This window comes from Corynebacterium accolens (assembly GCF_023520795.1).
Taxonomy (GTDB): domain Bacteria; phylum Actinomycetota; class Actinomycetes; order Mycobacteriales; family Mycobacteriaceae; genus Corynebacterium; species Corynebacterium accolens.
Window position 1 is genome coordinate 1,283,863 of sequence record NZ_CP046605.1, and the last position, 17,948, is coordinate 1,301,810.

16 protein-coding genes are annotated in these 17,948 nt (G+C 60.5%); 1 reads left to right on the forward strand and 15 read right to left on the reverse strand.

Annotation, left to right across the window (positions count from 1 at the left end; genetic code table 11):
• Positions 1 to 5: 5 nt before the first annotated feature.
• The 3 genes from CACC_RS06160 to CACC_RS06170 are packed head-to-tail and all read right to left on the reverse strand — an operon-like array spanning position 6 to position 3,040.
• Positions 6 to 905: a polyprenol monophosphomannose synthase gene (locus CACC_RS06160; RefSeq protein ID WP_005279219.1), complete on the reverse strand. Its 900-nt coding sequence runs from the start codon at positions 903 to 905 to the stop codon at positions 6 to 8.
• Positions 906 to 919: 14 nt separating this feature from the next.
• Entirely contained in the window at positions 920 to 2,401 is a 1,482-nt protein-coding gene (gene lnt / locus CACC_RS06165) for an apolipoprotein N-acyltransferase (RefSeq protein ID WP_425265814.1), read from the reverse strand.
• A gap of 36 nt (positions 2,402 to 2,437) precedes the next feature.
• Positions 2,438 to 3,040 (reverse strand): FxsA family protein, encoded by a 603-nt coding sequence (locus CACC_RS06170; RefSeq protein ID WP_244262150.1) that lies wholly within the window; start codon positions 3,038 to 3,040, stop codon positions 2,438 to 2,440.
• A 64-nt stretch (positions 3,041 to 3,104) separates the two neighbouring features.
• On the opposite strand from CACC_RS06170, the gene CACC_RS06175 reads away from it, so the two are divergent.
• Complete coding sequence (locus CACC_RS06175; protein WP_244262149.1) at positions 3,105 to 3,908, forward strand: precorrin-3B synthase; 804 nt, start codon at positions 3,105 to 3,107, stop codon at positions 3,906 to 3,908.
• A gap of 5 nt (positions 3,909 to 3,913) precedes the next feature.
• Here CACC_RS06175 and CACC_RS06180 read toward each other — a convergent pair whose 3' ends face one another.
• The 12 genes from CACC_RS06180 to CACC_RS06235 form a co-directional block, all read right to left on the reverse strand.
• Positions 3,914 to 4,660: an SDR family oxidoreductase gene (locus CACC_RS06180; RefSeq protein WP_005279215.1), complete on the reverse strand. Its 747-nt coding sequence runs from the start codon at positions 4,658 to 4,660 to the stop codon at positions 3,914 to 3,916.
• On the reverse strand, positions 4,661 to 5,782 hold the full coding sequence (locus CACC_RS06185) for a M24 family metallopeptidase (protein WP_005279214.1): 1,122 nt from the start codon (positions 5,780 to 5,782) through the stop codon (positions 4,661 to 4,663).
• A gap of 35 nt (positions 5,783 to 5,817) precedes the next feature.
• Complete coding sequence (locus CACC_RS06190) at positions 5,818 to 8,634, reverse strand: DEAD/DEAH box helicase (protein ID WP_005279213.1); 2,817 nt, start codon at positions 8,632 to 8,634, stop codon at positions 5,818 to 5,820.
• A 21-nt stretch (positions 8,635 to 8,655) separates the two neighbouring features.
• Positions 8,656 to 9,765, reverse strand: coding sequence for a twin-arginine translocase subunit TatC (tatC, locus tag CACC_RS06195; RefSeq protein ID WP_155802719.1), 1,110 nt, complete (start codon positions 9,763 to 9,765; stop codon positions 8,656 to 8,658).
• Between the two features lie 123 nt (positions 9,766 to 9,888).
• Positions 9,889 to 10,158, reverse strand: a complete 270-nt coding sequence (gene tatA, locus CACC_RS06200; RefSeq protein ID WP_005279210.1) for a Sec-independent protein translocase subunit TatA — start codon at positions 10,156 to 10,158, stop codon at positions 9,889 to 9,891.
• A 114-nt stretch (positions 10,159 to 10,272) separates the two neighbouring features.
• Positions 10,273 to 11,226 carry a helix-turn-helix transcriptional regulator gene (locus CACC_RS06205; RefSeq protein WP_005279208.1) on the reverse strand — a complete coding sequence of 318 codons (954 nt, stop codon included), beginning with the start codon at positions 11,224 to 11,226 and terminating at the stop codon, positions 10,273 to 10,275.
• A gap of 4 nt (positions 11,227 to 11,230) precedes the next feature.
• Positions 11,231 to 12,217, reverse strand: a complete 987-nt coding sequence (locus CACC_RS06210) for a helix-turn-helix transcriptional regulator (RefSeq protein ID WP_035108479.1) — start codon at positions 12,215 to 12,217, stop codon at positions 11,231 to 11,233.
• A gap of 35 nt (positions 12,218 to 12,252) precedes the next feature.
• Complete coding sequence (gene pafA, locus CACC_RS06215; RefSeq protein WP_005279203.1) at positions 12,253 to 13,632, reverse strand: Pup--protein ligase; 1,380 nt, start codon at positions 13,630 to 13,632, stop codon at positions 12,253 to 12,255.
• Positions 13,633 to 13,670: 38 nt separating this feature from the next.
• Complete coding sequence (locus CACC_RS06220) at positions 13,671 to 13,862, reverse strand: ubiquitin-like protein Pup (protein WP_005279201.1); 192 nt, start codon at positions 13,860 to 13,862, stop codon at positions 13,671 to 13,673.
• Between the two features lie 31 nt (positions 13,863 to 13,893).
• Positions 13,894 to 15,438 (reverse strand): depupylase/deamidase Dop, encoded by a 1,545-nt coding sequence (gene dop / locus CACC_RS06225; RefSeq protein ID WP_005279199.1) that lies wholly within the window; start codon positions 15,436 to 15,438, stop codon positions 13,894 to 13,896.
• Positions 15,423 to 17,003, reverse strand: a complete 1,581-nt coding sequence (gene arc, locus CACC_RS06230; RefSeq protein WP_005279197.1) for a proteasome ATPase — start codon at positions 17,001 to 17,003, stop codon at positions 15,423 to 15,425. Before arc ends, dop begins: the two co-directional genes overlap by 16 nt.
• A gap of 82 nt (positions 17,004 to 17,085) precedes the next feature.
• Positions 17,086 to 17,922 (reverse strand): tRNA (adenine-N1)-methyltransferase, encoded by an 837-nt coding sequence (locus CACC_RS06235; protein WP_005279195.1) that lies wholly within the window; start codon positions 17,920 to 17,922, stop codon positions 17,086 to 17,088.
• Positions 17,923 to 17,948 lie beyond the last annotated feature (26 nt).

The window sequence follows — 17,948 nt, forward strand, 5'->3', positions numbered from 1 at the left end:
CTAGATTACTTCTTCTTGGTCAGCTGGCCCACCTGGTGCTTGACCAAGTAGCCCAGCTCATTGGCCAAATTGGTGGCCCAACCTACACCGTTGCGAGCCTTCTGGCCGGCATTGTGAACGGAGCCGTATTTGACCTCGTGGTCCGCCAGCTTGGACGCCTCGCCGGCGAAATCCTTCACCTGCTCCGCGCGGTGGGCCACGCCCCACTTGGTTACCTCGAAGAGGGAGTCCTTGACAAAGGAGCCATCCAGCTTGGATTCGCCGTACTCGCGCTCGGTGAAGGTGATGGGCACCTCGCGGATATCGTATCCAGCCTTGACCGCGCGGAAGGCCAAGTCCACCTGGAAGATGTAGCCGGCCTTGGACAGCTCATCAAAGTCGATGTCTTCCAAGAGCTCGCGGCGGAAGGCGCGGTAGCCTGCGGTCATATCGGACAGGTCGGTGCCAAGCGCGAAGGAAATGTACAGGTTGCCCAATCGGGACAGGTATTCGCGGGATGCCGGCCAGTTGACGGTCTCGCCACCTGGCACATAGCGGGAGCCGATGACGAGGTCCGCGCCCTTGTCAATCTCCTCCAGCAGCAAGTGCAGCTGCTCTGGGGCGTGGGAGCCATCAGCATCCATCTCACAAAGAACCTGGTAGTCACGCTCCAAGCCCCACTCAAAGCCGGCGATATAAGCGCCCAAGAGGCCGCCCTTGCCCTCGCGGTGCAGCACGTGAATGTGGTCATCTTCTGCTGCGAAAGCATCGGCCTTCTCGCCGGTGCCGTCGGGGGAATTATCATCCACAACGAGGATGTGAACCTCCGGCAGCGCCTCGCGGACGCGGCCGGTAATCAGGGGAAGGTTTTCAATCTCGTTATACGTTGGGATGATAACCAGCGTCGCAGAATCAAGAGTGCTCACAGTAATTAATGCTCCTACTTTTCTTTAGCGCCGACACCGCGAGGTGTACGACCCAATCGGTTGGTACGCACGGCAATGAGTGCGCAGACGGTACCAATAATAACCATCAGCCACTGCATGAGCGAACCGTAGCGCACCGAAAATGTTTCGCCGGTTTTCAGCGGCAGGCTTTCTACCAGTGCCGCGGGCTCAAAGAGCTCCGTGGATTGGCTTACGTTGCCGTCTGGGTGCACGAGTGCGGAGACCCCGGAGGTGGCTGCAACCACGACGGCGCGGTCGGTTTCAAGCGCACGCAGCCTGCTCATGGCCAGCTGCTGGTACGTCATATCGGAAAAGCCGAACGTTGCGTTATTGGTTGGCGTCGTAAGAATCTGCGCGCCGTTTTTAACTGACTCGTGGAAGGCATTATCGAAGGAGACCTCGTAACAGGTCGCCACACCTACCGCGACGGAATTCATGGAGACCACACCAGGCCCGTCCCCTGCCTTGAAATCCCCGGCGAGGTCGACGTAGTCCGAAAAATGCGCGAAGAAGTCCCGCATTGGCATGGTCTCACCGAACGGCTGCAGATACTTCTTATGGTGGTGATCGCCCACACCATGGCCAGGGGTAAAGACTTGCATGGTATTGCGCGCGCCCACCTCATCGCGGGTGGCGGTACCGACTAGCACGGGCGCGTCAATGGCATCGACGGCCCCGCTAATGGCTTGGGCCGCCTCGCCGTCACGGAAAGGGTCGATATCGGAAGAGTTTTCCGGCCAGATCACCAGATCTATATCGTCTTCGCGGCGCGCGAGCTTCTCCGTTTCCTGGACGTGATTATTCAGTACCGCGCGACGCTGCCCAGCGAAGTCCAGACCACTGCGCGGCACATTACCTTGGATAGCCGCCACCTTGGTATCGCCAACCTTGGTATCTGCGGGATCGATGCCGTGCCCAGCCGCGAGTCCCGCAATGAGCGGGAGGATGAGCGCGGCGCCAGCGGCCACTTTCACCCGCCCGCCGCGCAGCAACAAGCCGGCCAGGCCGCAGGCGCACAATGCCGTTGCCGCCGTGATCAGCGAGGTCCCACCCCACGGGGCGAGGTTGGCTAGGGGGCCTTCAATTTGCCCCCACGCCAGCTTGACCCAAGGAAAACCGCCAAAGGGAACCGAGGAACGCAGGACCTCAACGGCGAGGTATACGAAGGGAAAGACCAAAAATCCGTATCGCCACCGAGCCACAGCGGCCCCGAAGATGCCTAAAAAGATGGCATAGACCGAAAGCCAGATAGAAAGTGCTGCATAGGGCACGGTCCCTACCAACTCGCCAATCCAGGGCAGGCTCAGCAGGTACAAGACCAACCCGTGCGTCACCGCCAAAAGCGCGCCTACGGATCCGCGCACCTGTCGCCCACGCCACGGCATCAGGCTCACATATAACAGGGCGATGCCAATAATCGCGCCCCACCACCAGCCGCGCGGCTCAACGGCGGTAAAGGTCAGCGCACCAGACATGCCCGCTATGACGAGGCGGGCGAAAAATACCGCCACTTATTTTCCACCCTGTGAGTTATCGTCGCCTCCGCGGGGACCGAAGTCATCAGGATCCAGGTTCTCGGACCAGTTGCGCAGCTCTTCCTCATCGATTACCTCGTGGGAGTCGCTCTGACCAGAGGACTGACCAAAGGATTGCCCCGCTGCTTGCCCAAAGGAACCAAAGTTGCCATAGCTATCGTGCTGTTGCGCCATGGGCGATGCCTCGTAAATGCGCACACCCATCCTCTCCACCTTGCGGTAGATGGATACGGCCATAAACTTTCGAAACAGCGACCGCGTTGGGGCGAAGATGAGCAGAATCCCCAGAAAACTGGTCAAGAACCCAGGCAGGGACAGCAACATGCCACCGGCCAAGGTCAAGCCCACGTTGCCGGCGGTTTTTCCTACGTTGTCATCGCGCACGTAGTAGGTCCCGTCACCGGCCTGCTCTACCTGTTTACCCATCAGCCGGCGCACCTCAATGCTGGCGATGGACATGCCAAAGAACATCGTGATGAACAGGGCAATGAGCGCCCAAAAGACGCCAATCCACTCGGCTACGGCCCAAAACGCTAGGGTTTCCGCCAGCATATAGAGGACGAGATATAAAAACGGCATAGCTTCCAGTTTAACGAGCATTGCTGACGATATGCTGGCAACACTCAGGCTAGACTGGCAAGCTATGCATTACCCCGAATTTTTCCAGCATCCCGAGTCCGGCACTTGCCTGCGCCTGCACGTTGTGGGCGGTTTTACCAGCCCCAATGATTGGATCCATTTGGGTTATTGCGCGGCGCACTGGGCCGATGGCAGCGTTTATATCCGCCCCAATTCCGCCATCGAGTTGCGGGGAGTTACAGACAAGGCCCAGCTTGCGGCGGAGCTGGATAAATTAGAGCTGCAGAGCTTCCACATTCCTATGCTGGCCTCTCCCCTTTCTGCCGCGGCGAAGCAGGCCGCGCGCGAGCTGGCCACGCACCTGTATACCGAACAGCCCGGCTTGGAGTCGCTCGCGATTACCACTACCGACGACGATCTCCCGGCTTCTGCCACGCAGGTCAGCATGCGGCTGCTTGACGATGCCACCTTGGATATCATCCAGTCCCCCGCCACCAACAGCCCTACCGCAGGCCTCTCGCTTGCCGATGCCGCAGCCCACCTCCAACGCCTCGGTGCGCAAAGCACCGAGACGAAGGGCACTGGGGCAAGTGGCTCGGAGCTTAACGCGGAACCAGGGCCGATTGGCTGGCTGGACGAGCACCAGGCAGATGGCGTGGTCGACCTTGGCGCGGGCGTCCACCAAGGCGCCATCCCGGCACAGTTCGCGCAGCTTATCGGCCAGCTCGAGGTGGCCATCACCGTCACCCCGTGGGGTGGCTTAGTCTTTCACGACATCGCGGAGGGCGATGCCGAGGTCGTCCTCCGCGTGCTCGCCCCGCGCGGTTTTATCTTTGATATCAACTCGCCCCTGCTGCGGGAGGGCTAGGCCGACTAACGCGGCATGTGCCGCCACACGGGTCGGGGCACCAACCGCATGACCCATGCCAAGGCTTGCAGCGCCCTTGGGATCCACAGGGTGTGGCTGCGCGCCTGACCGCGGCGGTCGTCGTTATCAATGCAGGCAACGACGGCATCGGCGACATCGCCTGGCCGCACCGATAGCGGGGCCGGTTTCATTCCTTGGGTCATGGATCCAATGACGAACCCGGGGCGCGCGGTAATCAGCCCGAGCCCGCTGCCGTGCAACCTATCCGCAAGGCCCTGGCAAAAAGCATCCAGGCCAGCCTTGGTGGAACCGTAGACATAATTGGCGCGCCGCGCCCGCCAGCCAGCGATGGAGGAAAAGGCCACGATATGGCCACGCGGCATCGATTGCGCCGCCACCGTGAGCACGGAGACCTGGGCGGTGTAGTCGATGGTGGCGATCTGTGCCGCGTGGGCAGGATCGGTGTCCGCCCTATCTTGATCCCCCAGGATGCCAAAGGCGACCACCGTCAGTTCAATGGCGCCGACGCGTTCCTTGGCCTCGGCAAAGATCTGGCGGTGCTGGGAAAAGTCCTCCGCGTCAAAGGACAGCTGGTGGACGCTGCGCGCACCAGCGGCCTTTAGCTGGGAGGTAATCTCCTCAAGCCCATGCGTCCCGCGCGCGGCGAGGACGATGTCGTTGCCACGGGCCACGCGCTGGGCGATTTCGCCGCCGATATCGCTGCGCCCGCCCAAGATCAGTACGCCAGCCACTTAGCGCACTTCGCGTTCAACGACGTTGAGGGACTCGTAGCCATCCTTGGTCAGCACCACGATGTCCTCGAGGCGCATGCCCCACTGGCCTTCTAGGTAAATGCCTGGCTCGATGGAAAAGGCCATGCCCTCTTCCAGCGCTAGGTCATTTCCTTCCATGATGAAGGGCTCCTCGTGGGTCGAGAGACCAATACCGTGGCCGGTGCGGTGAACGAATTTATCGCCCCAGCCGGCATCGGTAATAGCCTTCCTAGCAACCCCGTCGATTTCTTCGGCCGTGCTGCCGGGCTTGGCGGCGGCGCGGGCGGCCGCTTGGGCATCGTAAAGCACGGCATAGGCGTCCTGGAAGTCCTGCGGCGCCTGGCTGAGATCGCCGCCTACGACGTAGGTGCGGGTGCAATCGGAGTGGTAGCCGGAGGGCAAGGTGCCCCCGAGATCCACGACGACGGGCTCGCCCGCAGCCAGCTTCCGGTCGGAGAAGCTGTGGTGCGGATTGGCGCCATTAGGGCCGGAGCCCACGATGACGAAGTCAATGATGGAATGCTCTTCGAGGATGAGCTTTTCCAGTTCATGGGCCACCTCGGCCTCGGTGCGGCCGGGCTGCAGGAGCTCGGGGACCTTGGCGTGCACGGCGTCGATGGCCTGGCCGGCTTTGCGCAGCTCCGCGATTTCCGCTTCGTCCTTGCGGGTAAACAGCTCTGCCAGCGCGTAGGTGGCAAGAACGTAGTCTGCATCAGATACGAGCCCCTGGAACTGCAAAATATGATCCGCCGTCAGGGATTGGCCCAGCGCGACCTTGTTGATTGACGCAGCGCCCTCAAGGGCGAGCTCGTAGGGATTATCGCCGTCATTCCACCCGCGCAGCTCCACATCCAGCTTGCCGACGGGCGCCGATTTAATATCCGTAATATCCGTATTCGGCGAGACGATCCACGGCGTGCCGCTTTGGGGAACGGCCAACACCGTCAGGCGCTCGTGGGACGATACCCACGAACCGGTCAAGTAGGCGAAATCGGGGCCGGTGCCAATCAGCAAAAGGTCAATGCCCTGCTGGGCGGCCGCTTCCTGCGCTGCCGAGAGCCGGCGCGAATATACTTCGGGAGAAAAAGCCTGAGTAGTCATGCCCCACAGTCTACTAGCCAGTAGGACGCACTAGCTTAAGCCCCGATCGCGACGACCCCGCGTTGGATGGCATCCATTGCGCGGCGCGCATTGCGCTGAATCTGGCCATCGTAGCCAGTCTTGGCAATTTGCTGCAGGAGGTCCACAACTTGGCGGCACCACCGCACGAAATCACCGGGAGTAAGCTCCGCGCCCGCCTCATTGGCCGCCGCCATGCAATAGCCCAAGGGCGCACCCGCCGCCCACTGGTGAATGGCCAGCGCAAAGCCGGCTTCCGGCTCGCGCGTCGGGGGCAAGCGGTGGCGGCGTTCATCCGCGCCGAGCTCGGTGTAGATGCGCCAGGTCGCATTCATGGCATCGGCCATGCGGTCCGTTGCCGCTTCCGGCTGGCCCCCAGTGGCCTTCCTATTTTCAAAGCAGCACAGAGATGCAACGCCGGCCAATTCCGCCGGATCCAGCTCATCCCAAATGCCTCGCTTCAGGCATTGGGCAACGAGCAGATCGGATTCGCTATGAATCTTTGCCAGGCGCTCGCCTTCCTCAGTGATGACCGGCGTGCGATCGCTGCCGGCACCAGAGAACTCGACATAGTCCATCTCCGCGAGCAGATCCACGATACGCTCAAAGGTGCGACCCAATGTATCGGTTGCCTTATCCACCTTGGCCTGCAGCTTTTCGAGGTCGCGCTCGCGCCGCGCCAACTTCTGCGCCACCCCGGCCAGTTGCTCCCTATCGGTGGCGGGCCACTCGTGCGCAGGGTGCTCGCGAATGGCATCGCGCAACTCACCTACCCGCTTATTTGGTCGCAAACGTGGCTTCGACTTCATCCGCTTCGGGCGGTCAAACTTTTCGCGGTAGAAGATATCCTGGATGTACTTGGTATTGCGCCGCGGATTCTTCCGCACCGGCTTCGGGATCTTTATACGGCCCAGCTGAATCGGTGGATTGCTAATCCCGGTGGCATCGATGCGCCCAGACCACCCAGATTCCGTGGTCACCCACGGGCGTGGATCCTCAGTCTGATTAGCCGGGGTGACCACCGCGGCAAGGGTGGGCCGCTTCTTTCCGGCAATCGCGATGACATCACCTAATTGCAGGCGGGCAAGCACCGCGACCACTTCCTGGGTGCGTTGGTGTTCCTTATCAACCTTGGATTGTTTTTCTTCCGCCGTCAGCTCGCGGCGCAACCGGATATAATCCATGAGCACCTCGGCGGGATCTTCGCCGTCCTTGGCTGGTGGTGCGAGGGCATCCACCGCATCATCAAGCTGCTCCCGCAACTCGCGCACGCGATGCTCCGCGCGCTCTAATTCGCGGGTCTCTTCCACCACGGAGCCATCGGCTTGGAACTGCGCGAAGGACTTTTCCAGCAACCGCAGCGAGTCCTCAAAACCGTGCATGCCCAACAGGTTAATGGCCATGTTATAGCCCGGCGCAAACGTGGAAATAAGCGGATACGTGCGGGTCGATGCCAAACCGGCGACAAAACGCGGATCCATAGCCGGTGCCCACTGCACGACCGCGTTGCCCAGGGTATCGATTCCACGCCGGCCAGCGCGCCCAGTCAGCTGCGTGTATTGGCCCGGCGTGAGATCGACGTGCGCCTCTCCATTGAACTTAATGAGCTTTTCGAGCACCACCGTGCGAGCGGGCATATTAATGCCCAGGGCAAGGGTTTCGGTAGCGAATACGGCGCGCACCAAACCGCGGACGAAGAGATCTTCTACGATGTGGCGAAACGCCGGGAGCATCCCTGCGTGGTGGGCGGCAAAACCGCGCGAAAGCGCCTCGCGCCACCGACGGAAATCCAAGACCTGCAAGTCCTCCTCTGGGATGCCTTCGACGCCGGCATCGACGATGGCCTTGATCTCTTCTGCTTCCTCTTGCGTCGTCAACACCATCCTGCTGCGCAGGCACTGATAGAGGGCGCCATCGCAACCGGCGCGGGAAAAAATAAAGGTAATCGCGGGCAGCATATCTTGCGATTGCAGCACCTTGAGCACCTCCGGGCGCCCTAAGGGGCGGTAGCGATCTTGCGGGCGGGAAGAACCGGAACGCCCGCCTGCCTTCCCGTGGAATTCGCTGCGCCCGCCGCCTTTGTGGCGCGCCCTCGCGCGAAAACCCTTGCCAGATTTATAGTCCGCGCGCCCATCATCGCTATCGCCTGCCTCCAAGCGCTGAATGCGGCGCTCTAACTCAGAATTGACCTGGCCGCCGGATTCCGGCTCAAAGAGCGGATAAATCTTGCGGCCCAACATCATCCATTGATCGAGCGGGACTGGACGGTGTTCGGTCACAATGACCGAGGTATCACCCCGGACCGTAGCGAGCCATTCACCGAATTCCTCGGAATTGGACACGGTGGCAGATAGTCCAATGATGGATACGTGGTCCGCCAAGTTCAAGATGACTTCCTCCCAGACCGCACCGCGGGAGGCATCCGCAAGGAAGTGGATTTCATCCATGACCACGTGGGTAAGCCTATCCAGCGCGGGAGAATCCGCGTAGATCATATTCCGCAGCACCTCGGTGGTCATGACGACGATTTCGGCATCGGCGTTGATAGAGACATCGCCAGTGAGCAGACCAACGGCATCATCGCCGTGCTCAGCAACGAGGTCGTGGTATTTCTGGTTGCTCAGCGCCTTAATCGGGGTGGTATAAAAGCACTTCGTGCCGCGGCTTAGGGCCAAAGAAACGGCGAACTCGCCAACGACGGTTTTACCTGCACCGGTAGGGGCACAAACGAGCACCCCTTGGCCATTTTCTACCGCCTCACACCCCTGCACCTGGAACTCATCCAAGGGGTATGGGAGGCCGGCAGCAAAGGTATCCAGGTGAGTCTCAGTCATATCTCACAAGGCTACCCGTGCTTAAAGCACGTCGTCGAAAAAGCCGCCTTCATCGGTAGGCCGGTGCGGCCCCTTGCGCTCCCCAGCCTGCTGCGAGTTGCTATCTGACGCACGATTTTCCGCGCGGACAGTCTGCGCTGACGCGCTGGGTGCCGCGGGCTTTGGCGAGGCATACACTCCCGAGGGGGCATCGACAGGCGCGGGCCCGCCTACGCCCGTGGGGCCCTCATCAAGCGCGGACGCGGATTCATCATCGAGATCCATCCACGCAGGGCGCTCACGGTTCTGGCGTTTATCGTGAACGCGGCAGAACTGGAATGCAATCTCAATAAGCAACAAGAGGCAGGCGGACAAGACCACCATCGTGAAGGGATCTTGGCCCGGAGTCACGAAGGCGGCGAAGATCATCACGGCGACGATGATAATGCGGCGCTTGTCCTTGACGTGGTTATATTCCAAGACGCCAATGAGGTTGAGCGAGACGATCAACAGCGGAATCTCGAAGCTGATGCCGAAGATGAGCAAGAGCGCCAAGAGAAAGTAGAAGTATCGCTCACCGGTTAATGCTGCTGTTTGATACTCGGCGCCGATGCCGATGAGGAATTCTAGGCCCACGGACAAGATGAAGTAGGCCAAGATGGCGCCCACCAAGAACAGGAAGACGGCCACAGCGACGAAGCTTAAGGTATAGCGGCGCTCATTCTTATGCAGCCCAGGGACGATGAATGCCCACACCTGGTAGAGCCAGACCGGGGATGAAAGCACCGTGCCTGCCAAGGTGCCGACCTTCAGGCGCAAAATCAGCATCTCGAAGGGGCTGGTGGCAAGCAAGCGGCATTCGCCATCGTTATTGAAATTGGCCCGCTTATCTTCCGGCAAAGAGCAATACGGTTCGCGCAGGATTTCTCCCAGCGGCGGAATCCGGAAGGGCGCCTGCTGATACCAAATGAAACCGATGATCGCGCCGATGACCAAGGCCAGCAAGGAGATGATGATCCTTCGCCGCAGCTCTTGCAGGTGCTGCACTAAGGTCATCTCGCCCGTCGGGTTCTTGGGCTTGCGTGAAAAACCTCGCCGCTTGCGGCGCACGCGGGTTCCTGGTTCGCCGGCAGGGTGGGACTGTGAGGACATCAATTTGGCTCTTTCAACGCACAAGAACGAACACTACCCTGCCCACTCGGTTTTGAGGGCCGCGCTCCTGCGCGGCCGGCGAGTGCATAGGCAGAGCGTGTTCGCCTTTTTAGCTGGCAGGCGTTAATTCTGAGAGGAAGAGTTTCCCTGCTGGTGGCCAGGTTGCATATCCGGGCGGTTCCAGAACTCCTCATCGGACTGCTGGCGCTTCTGGCTCAATTGAGCTTGCGCCTCAGAGCGCTTGGAGTCCTCCGATTGCATTTCATTGACCTCGGATTTGAAAATGCGCATCGAACGGCCCATGGAACGAGCAAGATCGGGCAATTTCTTCGCGCCAAATAGCAAGATGATGACAAGAACAATCAGGCCGATTTCCAATGGTCCTAAGGTCATAAGATCCTCTTTCGGTTCTTCTTTGCCTGCGCCGGGTAGCCGCCGCGGGCGCTCCCTTCGCGGGGAATAGTCGCGGGGCACGTGTAAGACGCATGTGCGTGCAGTAACTGAAAATTAAGTATAGCCCTTCAACGCGGCATTCCCGCGTTCCGCAATGAGATTCACGATAGATTGCGGGGCTATAACGCGTAACCTATCTGCCTGACCGAGGGCGAAACGAACCACCCAATCTACCGATCCCACCTGCATTGTCGCAGCTATGGTGCCGTTTTCTAGGCGTTTTCCTAGTTGCATGTCGTAGTATTCTGCCAACCAGGTGAATTCTTCGCGGATGGCTAATTCCACGGAATCCGCCGTACCTAAATTAAAGGGTGCCGCAGCGTCGAAATCCAACTCCTTGAGACGCGGATGAGCGGTTTCCTCGGTCAATTCGGCATGCTTGATGCGGTCGATGCGGAAGGTCCTGTGCCCCTGCTTTTCTTCCTCCCACGCCGCGAGATAAGGCTCCGCATCCACGATGAAGATCCGGGCCGGATCAACTAGGCGCTCGGTTTCCTTATTAGATGAAGCACTCCAATAGCGCATCCGGATGCGCCGTTTTTCATTGAGCCCGCGGTTTAAGGTTGCCTGGATATCGGATTCTTGCGGGTCCACCGTCGATAATGTGTCATAAATGCTCAGCGTGCGCTCATCCATAATGGAGCGCAATTTTTCCGCGGCCGACTTAATCGCTCTGGCATCCAGCAGCCCGGGCATAGCCTCGAGGGATTCTAGGGTAAGCAGGAGTGCGCCGGCCTCGGTTGGGGTAAGCCGCAATGCTTGTCCCAGCCCTTGGTCGTTGTAGATGGTGACCCCATCGCGGTAGCTGAAAGAGAGATCGATGAGCTCTTCGGTATTGCGCCCGGTCCCAGAGCAAAATAGCCGGTCCACGGCATCTTTGAGCTCTCCTGGGTCCATCCCCAAATCCGCGGCCGCCTCCATCGGGGTTTTATCCGGATGGTTTTGAAAATATGGGATGAGGTTGAGCGACCGGACGAGCGCCTGCAGTTTATGAGATCCATCGGCCATTGGTTTACTCAGCTCCGTTGTGGTTGGCGGCTGTGCGCAATAGGTTAATGATGTCAGTGCGCACCTCAGGGGGATCGAGCACTTTTACTTCTGGGGCATAGCCCGCTGCGGTGCGCACCAACCAATCTTTTTGGACCCCGGTCAGCACTACGGTGCCTTCGGCGGTGCGCTCCCCCGCGCTTTCTAGCTCTTGGGCTTGACCTTCAGGGATATGCAGGGTCGCGTCCACCTTTTCGCCACGCTGTAGCGCCTCTTTGACGAGCTTGTCGATGTCCACCGTCGGCTCGATATGCTCAGCCGGCTGGTGGGACCTTTTGATATCGGAAAGCCTTAAGGCGCGGAAGACGCGCGGGGCGGCGCGGTCCACATCAAAGCCAACGATATAGATGCGGCTTTGATGGTTGACCACTCCCCAGGGATCCATGGTGCGGCGCACGGTCTCTGCTGCCGGATGGGGGCGGTAGGCAAAGGTAATGCGGACTTTATTACGCACGGCGGCCAGGACGAAGGTGATGACCTCGGGTGCGAGGCGGGTGATGTCATTGACCGCGGTATAAACGGGCGCGCCCTCCAGGTTCCGGGAAGCACCCGAGGCGGCAATCTTGGTCCACCCGGACAGGGAGAAATCGCTCAAGCCACCAGGGGTTCCCACTCCCCCTGCGATGCCAAGCACCATCGCTTCTTCCGGTGAAAATTCCACCGGCGGGAGCTGGTAATTGCTTTGGTCGAGGCGGTACGAGGCGCCGTCTTCCCCACCGGTGTGCACGATGGGGACTCCGGCGCGTTGCAAGGTGGCGATATCGCGAGCCAGCGCCTTGGTAAAAGCCTCGTCGGATTTATCGCTATAACCTGCGACGTGGCTGCGGATCCAGGCCGCGGAGCGGTCCGGTGAACCACCCGAATTCGCCACTCCTTGCAGCGCAAAGGATAGGTTGGTGAGCCTTTCTACCGCCGCATCCTGCCGGCTCGGCGTGGATCGTGATGCCACCACGTTGTCTACTCTCCCCAGTGCTCAATGTGCACGCCCTAGGCGTGATTATCGTGCATATAGTCTAGCAATGCCTCAACGCGCGGATCGGTGGACGTGAAGGGATCGAGCAGTTCCTCGGTGCGCGGTTCTGGGCGGTTAACCTTCAGCCGCGTCCAATCCACGGTCACGTGCGCGCCGCATTCTTCGGCCGCAGCTAGGAACTTTCCGCGCAAAGCCGCGCGCGTGGTCGGCGGCGCGGCGGATACCGCACGCTCGATGTCTTCATCTTCGATCCAGCGCTCGATCATCCCACGGCGCAGCAGCACGTCATATAAGCCTCGCCCGGGCCGGATATCGTGATAGGTCATATCGACCTGCGTCAGCTTCGGATGCGCCCAGTCACCACCCAAACGGGAGCGGTAGCGTTCAAGCAGCTCGAGCTTGATGACCCAATCGATCTCGCGGTTCACCCCAGAAAAGTCTCCGGTCTCGATGGCGCGCAGAATGCGCTCCCACAGGTCAACGACGCGCTCCAATTCCGCCGTGGGCGTGCCGGCGTCTTCGCGGTGGGCGAGCCAATCGCGGGCCCGCGCGCAAAGCTGCTGCTGGACCTCCAAGGCTGTAATGGTTCCCCCGCTAACAAGCGGCAACGGCGTTGAGCCGGTCACATCGCGCGCAATGGAGCGAATGTGGTGGATTGGATCTGCGATCTCGAGCTCGGGTAGCTCGAAGCCTGCCTCCAGCATCTCTAACATGAGCAGGGTGGAGCCGACCTTTAGTGCGATGGTGGGCTCTGCCATATTGGAATCGCCGACGATGATGTGCATGCGGCGGAAGCGCTTGGAATCCCCATGCGGCTCATCGCGGGTATTGATGATGGGCCGGGAACGGGTGGTCGCGGACGATACGCCCTCCCATACCTGATCGGCGCGCTGGGATAAGAGGAATTGCGCGGGGTGATCGCCCTTGGCAGGCTGTACCATTCCCGCCCCGCAGATAAGTTGGCGGGTAATCAAGAACGGCAAGAGCGCCACGCCCAGGTCTTTGAGGACCATGTGCCGGCTAATGAGGTAATTCTCGTGGCAGCCAAAGGAGTGCCCGGCGGAATCGACGTTGTTCTTAAAAAGGTAGACCGCGCGCTCGTTTCCTTCTTCGGCCAAAGCGTCTTCTGCCTGCAGGGCTAGGCGGTTCATCACGCGGTCACCGGCGCATTCATGGGCGATGAGCTGGCTGAGGCTATCGCATTCGGCGGTGGCTACCTCAGGGTGCGAGCCGACGTCGAGGTACAGGCGGCTGGCATTGGTGGCAAAGATATTGGACGAGGCGTACTTTTCCACGATCGGCCGAAAGAGCACGCGCGCAACCTCATCCGGACTTAATGCCCGCTGGCTCTTCGGCGTCGCGGTGGACAGGCCGTACTCGGTTTCGATGCCCATGATCCGCCGGGCAAAAACGGGACGGGTGGATTCCACGCCTACTGTCCGCCCTTTTGGACGTACGAGCGGACGAATTCTTCCGCGTTATTTTCTAGCAGGCCATCGATCTCATCCAAGAGATCATCGGTGCCAGAGGTGTTGATATTGAGCTGGGTAGCGGTAAATTCTTCCTCTGACTCGGGGCCATTTCCCCCATTATTGCTAGAAACCTGGCGATTCGAAGTGGACACGGTGTCATCCTTTCGTCATATTAGGTGATCATTACTTACGATACTCGGGCTGGATGCCGATGGCAGCAAGCCCTTCAAGTAACTCCTCTACGCTGCTGGCGCCCTCGATAATGCCTTCGCAGTCCGCGCGGGTAAGGCCGCGGGTATCATCCATGGCCACGGTGGCCCAGACGCCATTGCGGGAGCGCCCGTCCGTAGCACCACGGCGCAGGGTGAGGCTTTGCCAACTGGCGGCGATGATGTCTTCGCCGAATTTCTGCGTTATGCGCCCGCGGAAATATGCTCGGGTGTCGGCGGGCGGCTCGGCCGCAGCGTGGTGTAGGTCTTCAGCGGTAAAGAGCTGGCGCATCTGCCCCTTGCGCACCAGCGCATGGTGCAGCGACTTCTCGGGATCGATTTCCGCGTATTGCAAGTCGATGAGGCGCAGCTTGGGATCATCTGGGGCGATGCCGCGGTCGAGGTAGCTCTTGATCAACCGGTACTTGGCCACCCAATCTAGGAGGTGGGCGGCCTTGAGGGGGTCATCGGCAAGCAGCTCTACTGCCTCGTCCCAGGCCGCCAGCACCTTGTGGTCGGCGGAAGTCTCCGGCTGCAGGCGGCGACGGTATTCGGCGAGCAGCTCGAGGGCGGTGAGCGTGCGGCCATCGGCAAGCGTGAGCCGGTGGCGCAATTCGAGGTCGCGGCTTACCAGGGGGACCTCCGCGACGGCATCGGCAAGGCGCAGATCGCTAAAGTCCGTGCCGGCCTCAATGGCATCGAGCACCAGCGAGGTCATGCCCAATTTCAGCAGCGTCGAGGTCTGCGACATATTCGCATCGCCGATGATGACGTGCAGGCGGCCGAAGTCATCGTGGATGGCATGGGGCTCGTCGCGGGTATTGATAATGCCGCGGTTGAGGGTGGTTTCCAGGGAGATTTCCTGCTCAATATAATCCGCGCGCTGGGAAATCTGGAACCCCGGTTCCTCGCCAAACTCCCCGCGCCCCATGCGCCCAGCACCAATGACGACCTGCCGGGCCACGAAGAAGGGAATCAGCGCCTGGGCCATGACCGAAAAATCGGTGCTGCGAGCATACTGATAGTTCTCATGCGAACCGTAGCTGGCGCCCTTGCCATCGACGTTATTCTTGTACAACCGCAGCGGCGGGCACGGCTGCCGGTCCGCCAAGACGGAGTTTCCCTGTGCCGTCAGCTCCGCCACAGCATCCCGGGCCTGCAGCAACGTGTGATCGCCGGCGGCGTCATAGAGCGTCGCGTCCCACGCATTCGTGCACTCCGGAGCGGAATACTCGGGGTGGGCATGGTCCACATAGAACCGCGCCCCGCTCGGGGTGACAACATTGGCCACACCAACCGCATTGGGGTCTACCACGGGCACCGTATCGTAGCGCTTGAGATCAAAACCGCGCGAGTCCCGCAAGGGGTGCTCTTCCGCAAAATCCCAGCGCGAACGCGCGCCCGTATACAGCGCAGCATAGGCCACCACCGCATGGGTCGAGGTAATGATTGGGGAATGCTCCGGCGAATCCGGAGTAGAAATACCGTATTCCGTTTCCGTTCCTAGCACACGGGCCACGTACAGCTCCTTCCACTCAAAAGTTCCACACTGGTCACACGCGATCCGCCGTGATCCGCGGAAACGATCTTGCTCCATTCCTCGGGGTTGGTCGAGGTTGGCATGTATTCCGATTCTTCCTGCTCAGCGGCGATGGCGGTGCGCAGGTGCTGCTTGCCGATGCCCCCTTTAACGCCCCCATCGCCTTCCTCCGCGGCGCGCGGCGCACCGTGGTGCGATAACGCCTCCTTGATGGCCAGCTTCTTTGCCCGGGCCAGGATATTGGCGATCATCGCGCCAGAGACGAAATCGCGGTAGTGCAGGACCTGGCGCTGCCCATTGCTAAAGTGCAGCTGCGCAAACGGCCTATCGCTATATAGCTCGTCCACGGCATCGACGATGAGCTCGTCGATATCGCCCTCGTGTGGAATGGATGGATCGAAGTGGCGGGCGAAAATCTCGCGCGCGCCGCGCTTGGTAGGCCGATTGATGCGCACCTTCATATCCAGCCGGCCCGGGCGCATGATGGCGGGGTCAATGAGCTCTTCCCGGTTGGTGGCGCCGATGATGACCACATTGCTGAGGCCCTCCACGCCATCGAGCTCAGTCAGCAGCTGGGGAACGACGGTGGTTTCCATATCGGACGAGACCCCGGATCCGCGGGTGCGGAAAATGGATTCCATCTCATCAAAGAAGATGACCACGGGGCGATCCGCGCTGGCCTGGGCGAGCTCGCGGGCGCGCTCAAAGATAAGCCGGATGCGGCGCTCGGTCTCACCGACGTACTTATTCAGCAGCTCTGGGCCCTTGACATTGAGGAAGTAGCTGGATCCGTCTCCCCCCATCTGGGTAGACAGGGAGTTCGCCACGGCCTTAGCAATGAGCGTCTTTCCGCAGCCGGGTGGGCCATAAAGCAACACACCCTTGGGCGGTTGCAAGCCATACTGCCGGTAGAGCTCGGGGTGGATAAAGGGCAGCTCGACGGAATCGCGGATCTGGGAAATCTGCTCGTCCAAGCCACCGATGTCCTCGTAGCGCACATCGGGTACCTCTTCCAGCGAAAGCTGGGAAACCTCTGCTTGATCGACCTTTTCCACGGCCACGGAAGCCTTTGTATCCAGCAGTACTACCTCGCCCGCGCGCACGCTTTCTTGCAGCGCCTGTGCGAGCAGAACAACGCGGTTATCCCCCGCAGAATTAGCCACGACGGCGCGGCGCTGGTCCAAGCGCTCGACCACGGTGGCAAGCTCGCCAGTCCTCGTAGGAGCGCAGCCTTCGACGACCACGAAGCCATCGCCCAGCCGGACCTGTTGGCCCACCTGCAGGCTGCCCGGCTCCACGTTGGGAGAGACCTTGAGCTGCATGACGCGGCCGTTGGTATAGACCTCCGCGGTGGTGCCTACCTCGCTTTGGTGCGGCGAGTAGGCCAAAAAGACCCCATATGTAGAGGCGGGCTCTGCAAGCGCATTGACCTCAGCAAATAACTGCTCGAGCTCGGCGCGCGATTTCTGTAATAGCTCCACCAGCTTTTGGTTGCGCGCAGCAAGCTGGCTGAGTTGCCGCTTATTATCCGTGGCTTCATCCATGCACACCACTTTAACGCGCGAGCAGCTATGAGCGAGGCCACTTTAGTAATTAATTACACCCGTGTACTTAAAACTGTGCACCTTATTTGCGGGCGCGGCGCTGGGGGCGCGGCGGGGTGACGCCATCGGCAAGCCGCCTGGTCCAAATAAGGAATGCGGTATGCGCGTTCATGCGGTGCTCCGGGCGGGTGGCTAGGCCTTCTACCTTCCATTCGCGCACGAGGGATTCCCACGCCTTCGGCTCGGTAAAGCATTGCAGCTCGCGGATGCCCTCCATGACCTTCATCAGCTGCGGGACCGTTGCCACATAGGTCATGAATACGCCGCCGGGGATCAGCAGATCGCGCACGGTCTCCAGGTTCTCCCAGGGCTCAAGCATGTCCAAGATGATGCGGTCGACCGGGCCGCCGAGGTCCTCAGCGGTGACATCACCGAGATCGCCTAGGCGCGGCGACCACCACTCGGGGCGGGCGCCAAAGTATTCCTCAACGTTATCGACCGCGTACTCCAAGTGATCGTCGCGGATCTCGTAGGAATAGACGTGGCCTTCGGGGCCCACGGCGCGCAGGAGGGACATCGACAAGGCGCCGGAGCCCGCACCAGCCTCCAGCACGCGGGCGCCCATGAAAATATCGCCCTCGACCAAGATTTGCGCGGCGTCCTTGGGATAAATAACGGCGGCGCCGCGCGGCATCGAGAGGACGTGATCCACCATGAGGTGGCGGAAGAGCAGGAAGGACGAGCCCAAGGTGGACTCGATGACGGAACCTTCATCCATCCCCACGATGTCATCGTGGTTGATTATGCCTTTATGGGAATGGAACTGGCCTCCTTCTTTCAAAATGACCGTGTAGTGGCGCCGCTTGGCGTCCGTCAGCTGCACGCGGTCGCCATAGGAAAAGGGGCCAGAATAAGCCATGCCGCAAAACTCCTCGAGGTTGTGGG

Bases quoted from the DNA above. Each gene is read 5' to 3' on its own strand.
- lnt (WP_425265814.1), bottom strand. From the start codon at position 2,401: ATGTCTGGTGCGCTGACCTTTACCGCCGTTGAGCCGCGCGGCTGGTGG.
- CACC_RS06170 (WP_244262150.1), bottom strand. From the start codon at position 3,040: ATGCCGTTTTTATATCTCGTCCTCTATATGCTGGCGGAAACCCTAGCG.
- CACC_RS06175 (WP_244262149.1), top strand. From the start codon at position 3,105: ATGCATTACCCCGAATTTTTCCAGCATCCCGAGTCCGGCACTTGCCTG.
- CACC_RS06185 (WP_005279214.1), bottom strand. From the start codon at position 5,782: ATGACTACTCAGGCTTTTTCTCCCGAAGTATATTCGCGCCGGCTCTCG.
- CACC_RS06190 (WP_005279213.1), bottom strand. From the start codon at position 8,634: ATGACTGAGACTCACCTGGATACCTTTGCTGCCGGCCTCCCATACCCC.
- tatC (WP_155802719.1), bottom strand. From the start codon at position 9,765: ATGTCCTCACAGTCCCACCCTGCCGGCGAACCAGGAACCCGCGTGCGC.
- tatA (WP_005279210.1), bottom strand. From the start codon at position 10,158: ATGACCTTAGGACCATTGGAAATCGGCCTGATTGTTCTTGTCATCATC.
- CACC_RS06205 (WP_005279208.1), bottom strand. From the start codon at position 11,226: ATGGCCGATGGATCTCATAAACTGCAGGCGCTCGTCCGGTCGCTCAAC.
- pafA (WP_005279203.1), bottom strand. From the start codon at position 13,632: ATGGGCATCGAAACCGAGTACGGCCTGTCCACCGCGACGCCGAAGAGC.
- arc (WP_005279197.1), bottom strand. From the start codon at position 17,003: ATGGATGAAGCCACGGATAATAAGCGGCAACTCAGCCAGCTTGCTGCG.
- CACC_RS06235 (WP_005279195.1), bottom strand. From the start codon at position 17,922: ATGGCTTATTCTGGCCCCTTTTCCTATGGCGACCGCGTGCAGCTGACG.